This window comes from Rothia nasimurium (assembly GCF_928382285.1).
Classification (GTDB): domain Bacteria; phylum Actinomycetota; class Actinomycetes; order Actinomycetales; family Micrococcaceae; genus Rothia; species Rothia nasimurium_E.
The window spans coordinates 1-5,453 of record NZ_CAKMSS010000016.1 but is presented as its reverse complement, the minus strand read 5'-3'; the positions used below and the strand labels follow the sequence as shown (position 1 = coordinate 5,453).

At 48.9% G+C, this 5,453-nt stretch carries 3 protein-coding genes; all 3 read right to left on the bottom strand.

The annotated features are described in order from the left end of the window. Window positions 1-65 precede the first annotated feature (65 nt). Genes L6758_RS10840 through L6758_RS10830 form a run of 3 tightly spaced genes read right to left on the bottom strand, consistent with a single transcriptional unit; the run spans window position 66 to window position 5,277 of the window. The gene (locus tag L6758_RS10840) at window positions 66-1,919 is read right to left on the bottom strand and encodes a glycosyltransferase (protein WP_237206090.1); all 1,854 of its coding nucleotides are present in this window, start codon (window positions 1,917-1,919) and stop codon (window positions 66-68) included. Window positions 1,920-1,972: 53 nt separating this feature from the next. Then, a complete protein-coding gene (gene wecC, locus L6758_RS10835; protein WP_237206091.1) occupies window positions 1,973-3,232 on the bottom strand; it encodes a UDP-N-acetyl-D-mannosamine dehydrogenase in 1,260 nt (419 codons plus the stop codon). A gap of 59 nt (window positions 3,233-3,291) precedes the next feature. Then, window positions 3,292-5,277 (bottom strand): CgeB family protein, encoded by a 1,986-nt coding sequence (locus L6758_RS10830; protein WP_237206092.1) that lies wholly within the window; start codon window positions 5,275-5,277, stop codon window positions 3,292-3,294. Between the last annotated feature and the right edge of the window lie 176 nt (window positions 5,278-5,453).

Sequence of the window (5,453 nt, the reverse complement as noted above, 5' to 3'; positions counted from 1 at the left end):
TGGTACGGTGGTGGTGCAACGGTTCCTCCGGTGCGGTGCTGAGAATATTACTGGCGTTTTATCCTCTAGGTTGCCGTGTGGTGGGGCCGTTGTCTAGTTGGTGGGTTGGATTTTTGAATAAGCCTCACTGCCTTAGCGGAACTAAATGCCTCAAGCGGCTTGAGCGGAGAAACAAGTTCGGTTACCGGCAATGATAGCCTTGGGCAAGGCATGATATCGATACAGCTGATAAGACGAGGAACTTCGTCCATGGGGATTCTGCCAACAAACATAATATTCTTGAGCTGACGCTCTTGCTGTTGTTGTTGGAGATCCTGATATGATTTGCCTGAACCCGCTATAACTACCTGATGCTTGACCCCTTGTTCTGAAAGAATTGCAGAGGCATCTAATAAAGTAGATAGACCTTCATAGGGAACAGTCGAGCCAACAAAACCAATGGTTGGTAAATCCAGCGAAATATTATACTTTTTAGCGTAGTTCTCGTCTGCAGGTAGCGGAACAAAACGCCTGGTATCTACAGCATTAGGGGCTAATGAAATTTTATTTTTGGGTACCCCTCGGCGAACTAGCTCATCGGCTACCTGCTGAGTAATTGCCAGTACGCCATCGGCCTCATTAGCTACGAACGTTTCAAGCTGTACGGCTAGTTTATAGCGCTCAGACTGTCCCCAGCCAGGCTTCTCGGATGCTTCCGTGACTTCCCATAAACCTCGCACTTCATATACGAAAGGAACGCCAAGGCGACGCGCAGCGATAAGAGCCGGCAAAGCGGTGAGGTGATTGGACGCTGACTGAATTAGGCTAGGACGTTGCAGCCGTGCTTCACGCACGTAAGCATCAGCTGCTTGGAGAATATATCGATCCGCAGGAACAGCAGTTAAATTCTCTCCAGGGAGATGAATAAAGTTAATATCGTCTAGGGCACGAACTGTTCTGCGCATCGAAGGCTTAGGGGTATCAGTAGCAGAATCCCAAGGGTACCCGGCGCGTGCTACTACTGATACGTCAAGCCCTGCGCTTTTAAGGCCCTTCACCACACCTAGCGTTCGAGTTGAGTAACCGTTGGAGTTGTATGCAGGGGTTGAGTGCGCACAGTACATCACTCGATTAGATTCAGGTTGGTATGCGCATCCTTCTGCCCGCGGTGGTAAACCGTCCAAAAGGTGAGGAAGCTTAGCAAAGCCTAAGATGCGATCAACCAAGACCCGGTCTTTAGGAGATAGGGCTTTGACAATTGCTGGATTATCTTTAATGAAAGCTTGGACCTGCTGAACAGAACCAAGAGTAAACCATAGACGGTTTACAACAAACATAAAGTTCTGAGGGGTTTTAGAAGTTGCGTAATCATCTAAAAGTGTTTCAATACTTCTCTGACTGACAGGAACTGAATGAACCCGAGACTTTATAGCCTGCACTTTTTTCGAACTATTATTCTTTACGCTGTTGGCTGCTGGCTTCGAAGAGACTTTTGCCGGGCCAACTTGCGAGCTGGTATTGATGCTGTGCGAATTCGACTTCGATGAGGCATCTTGAGCTGCTTTGGTGTTTACCAGTTTACGCATAGCTAGGGTGTAAGAACTAATGGCCCGGCTAAGACGGAGAGCACGTGAGGCTCTGAGTCGCTTAAGGTCATCTTTGAGCCGTTTAGTCTCTGCACGGTAGGCGCGCAGAGACCCTTCAGCTTTGCTAAGGCGGTCTTCAGCGAGGTTTTTTAAAGATTCTGCTTCTTCTAGTCTCTTATTGAGCTGCTTAACTTCAGATTTTAAAACCTCATACTCAGCTAGCTGCTTGCGATATCTTAGGTCGCGGGCAACTAGTCCCTGGTAGTTGGTATATAGTTTTTCCGGATCACGCATAGCCGCTTCAATTTTGATGTGGCGGATATCTTCGGGCGACCGGGATTCATCTGAGTACATAGGGTAGTGAAACTTTCTATACCTGGAGCTAAGGAAGAAAAAGGAGATTAAGACTAACGCCAGACACCCTTGGTATCAATAACCTTTTTACCAGCAAGCTTGGAACGATCGACTGTCTTGAAGACCTGGTGATCTACCAGCAACAGGACAATATCAGCCTGCTGGAGAGCCTCCTGCGTTGTAGCCAGAGTAAGGTTCTTGGAATTCTGCAGTTTTGCCGGTAGCTCATTGACATGTGGTTCTACGGCCAGAATTTGAGCCTGGGGAAAGGCCTTTGCGAGTTTTGCGGTTATCTCAAGCGCAGGAGATTCACGAAGGTCATCGATGTCGGGCTTGAAGGCTAGGCCAAGCGCAGCAATAGTCGGGCGCTCGGCATTGAGCTCAGCAACAGCACCTGCGACCTTGCCTAACACCCAGCTAGGCTTACCATCATTAACCTCACGGGCAGTACGGATCAGGTTAGAGTTCTCGCGGTCTGTTGACACAATGAACCAGGGGTCAACAGCGATGCAGTGACCGCCAACGCCGGGGCCAGGCTGCAAAATATTCACTCGGGGGTGCTTATTCGCTAGGTTAATAAGTTCCCAAACATCGATACCAAGCTTGTCAGAAATCAGCGACAGCTCATTTGCAAAAGCAATATTGACATCGCGGAAAGAATTTTCGGTTAGCTTAGCCATCTCAGCGGTAACATCGTCTGTTGCTACCAGCTCACCGGTGCAGAAAGCTCCGTAGATCTCCTTGGCAATTTCAGTAGCTTTTGCGGTTTGCCCGCCAATAATACGAGAGTTGGTGATGAGCTCTTCCATAGCGTAGCCGGGTAGAATGCGCTCGGGGCAGTAAGCGAAGTAGATGACCGGCTTGCCTTCAGGGTTTTCGGTTCCATCAGCGACAAGATCAGGGCGAAGCTCGAGGACCTTAGCAGCAAGCTTCTGGGTAGTCTTGGGGGGAGAGGTGGACTCAAGGATAATCAGCTCATCACCCTTGAGCTGCGGTGCAATGCTTTCAGCAGCAGCCATGATGTAAGAAAGGTCCCCCTCATAGTTCTCCTTGAAGGGAGTGGGAACCGCAATAACGTAAACATCAGCCTGAGGCATCTCTGTGGTTGCCCTGAGATTGCCAGAAGAAATAGCCTTCTGCAGCTGCTCTTCAAGCCCCGGTTCTACGATGGTGACCTCACCACGGTTGATGCGCTCTACATTAGCGACATTGATATCAACACCGGTTACTTTAAGGCCGTGGTTAGCCATTACAACGGCTGTCGGCAGACCGATGTAGCCAAGGCCTACGAAAGCTACAGTACGAGTGGGCATAGGGGAACCTTCTTTAAATGTGCTGGGTGTGTAGTGATGATGTTCTACGGGAGGCGTATCTATAACATAATATCGCGTTTGTTTAGCCCGTAATACACAGCCTGATTTCTGGCTAGAATCGTTTCGTCAGAGATGTCCCACGTGTGAGAGCCCTGGGATTGGCGAACTTGGATGAAGTTGAAGGGGGAGGTTGCGTAGATAGAACCGTTTGCCTTAAGCACAGACTCCAGGAAAGCACTGTCTTCGCCTATGCTGATGGGGTCAAAAGGGTGAGCCCTGAAGGTAACGGCCCAACCCATAATGGTAGGGCCAGCTACAAAATCTGTAAAACGATGGACTACGTTGGCTCGGCGTAGAACCGTGATATCGGTATTTTTTAAATACATGTAATGGGTGCCCTTGCCTACGAGGTCTGCCCCAGAGAACTTTAGACAGTTCAATTGATCGATAAGATAGTAATCGCCATATAAATCATCATCATCCATTTTGGTGATAACTTCACCCTGCGCGGCAGCTACCATTAGGTTCATACATTCACCTAACGTTTTCGCAGAAGATGCTTGCAGTAGTGAGAAATTATTGATTCCGTGCTGTTTCGCTAGCCTGTTTGCCTCCGATTGCTTGAGGGTAAAACCATGGGTCAGCAGAATGAGTTGAACCTGAACATCTTTCTGGCGTCCTACCGTCTCAAAGACTTTCTCGACTTGATGGGGTCGCATAGTTGCGACCATAACAGTCACCAAAGGGTCGTTCACAAATGAGCGAAGACTTGCCTTGGCCTGAACTCCTATAACCTGCAACACTTGTTGAGCCCGATGCGCATACGTGTGCCGGGTCCAGATTTCCCGTTGTGCCATGTGCACAGAGCGCGCTCGTAAAACTTCAGAATTAAGTAGGGACCGAACTTTCAACTCAGCATCTTCTTCGTTTTCTGCCACCAGTAGCTGGCGTTCATCAAAGAACTGTCTAATAGCCGCAGAGCCAGTTGTCACTACCGGGGTACCTGAAGCCAAAATTTCAAAAATACGTCGGGCGCACATACTTGGTGAATCAATAACTGAATTTACATTCAGAAAAACCTTGTGAGCTTTATAAGCTCTTACCATCTGCAGATATGGCAGAGACCCCACAACATGGCTAGCAAACGGTTCAGGGAACTGATACTTAGCGTCTTTACCCCAAAATCGGGAATAAATCTCGAAGGGCTCACCGCTCTTAGCAGCTCCGGCCAGAGCGCCGGTTAGCAGCGTATCCATCTGCTCGCGACGTTCTGGAAACTTATGGGCAAAATAAGTCCCTGCAAAAGCAACACCCCGAGACCCCCCATGTTTGCTTGCACGTACGGGGTTATGGAGACTTGGAGCAGCTGCAAATGATAAAGGGAAAACACGGTCATGACCCAGCTCTTCCCGATATCGGGGCACCATGTTTGAGTCAGATGTAAAGACAAAATCAAAAAGATGTGCAGTATCGAGAAAATCCTCAAAATGAGGAGGGTCTTCTTTATTCCAAAACACGCTAGGAATACCCTGCTCTTTACACCAGGCAAGAAGCTCAATAACAGCAGGACGTGGAGCGCTCGGACCGGTCAAATGGTACTGCCAGGCACCCCCATTACCTGCCCAGGCTGATTCTACTAACAAAAAATCTACCGGCTTTTCGGTGATCTGCTGGAGCCAATTTTTGGGTGTAATTGCTACAGTTTCAAACTCCGCTCCCCACGCCTGCAAAGAAAAATCATCAAGAATAACCGCGGCACGAATACCTGGATACGTCAGAGGTAAGGGCAACGCCTTTGACGGCTCAAATTCTAGACGGTACCCAGAACCAAGCCGCGGCTCTCTAACTACTTTTGGAATTTCTCCCACTGCCTGCGAACCTGTTAATACCTTTGCGCCAGATCTAACTAGGTCACCATGATTACGCCCAAACAGCTGCTCTCTGCGCAAAAAAGTTTTCAGCTGCTTTATCCCACCATGCCGAACATGCCAAACTCTCTTACGTATGCCTAAAAGGGTTTCTTGCATACCACCTAGTACCTGCATATTCAGCCTCCTCGTAGCTCACAGCATAGACATCCTTTTTCACATACTATGAGGCTTATTCAAAAGTCCCACCCGCAGCCAAAAACACCAACCCCCGCACCACCGCAAACACCCGCCCATACAACCCCAACGGCCGCCTAAACCCCGTATGAAGAATCCGCCAAGTCTTGATGTGA

What these genes read in the sequence shown, in the direction of transcription:
- L6758_RS10830 (WP_237206092.1), bottom strand. Translation starts at nt 5,277, where the DNA reads ATGCAGGTACTAGGTGGTATGCAAGAAACCCTTTTAGGCATACGTAAG.
- L6758_RS10840 (WP_237206090.1), bottom strand. Translation starts at nt 1,919, where the DNA reads ATGTACTCAGATGAATCCCGGTCGCCCGAAGATATCCGCCACATCAAA.
- wecC (WP_237206091.1), bottom strand. Translation starts at nt 3,232, where the DNA reads ATGCCCACTCGTACTGTAGCTTTCGTAGGCCTTGGCTACATCGGTCTG.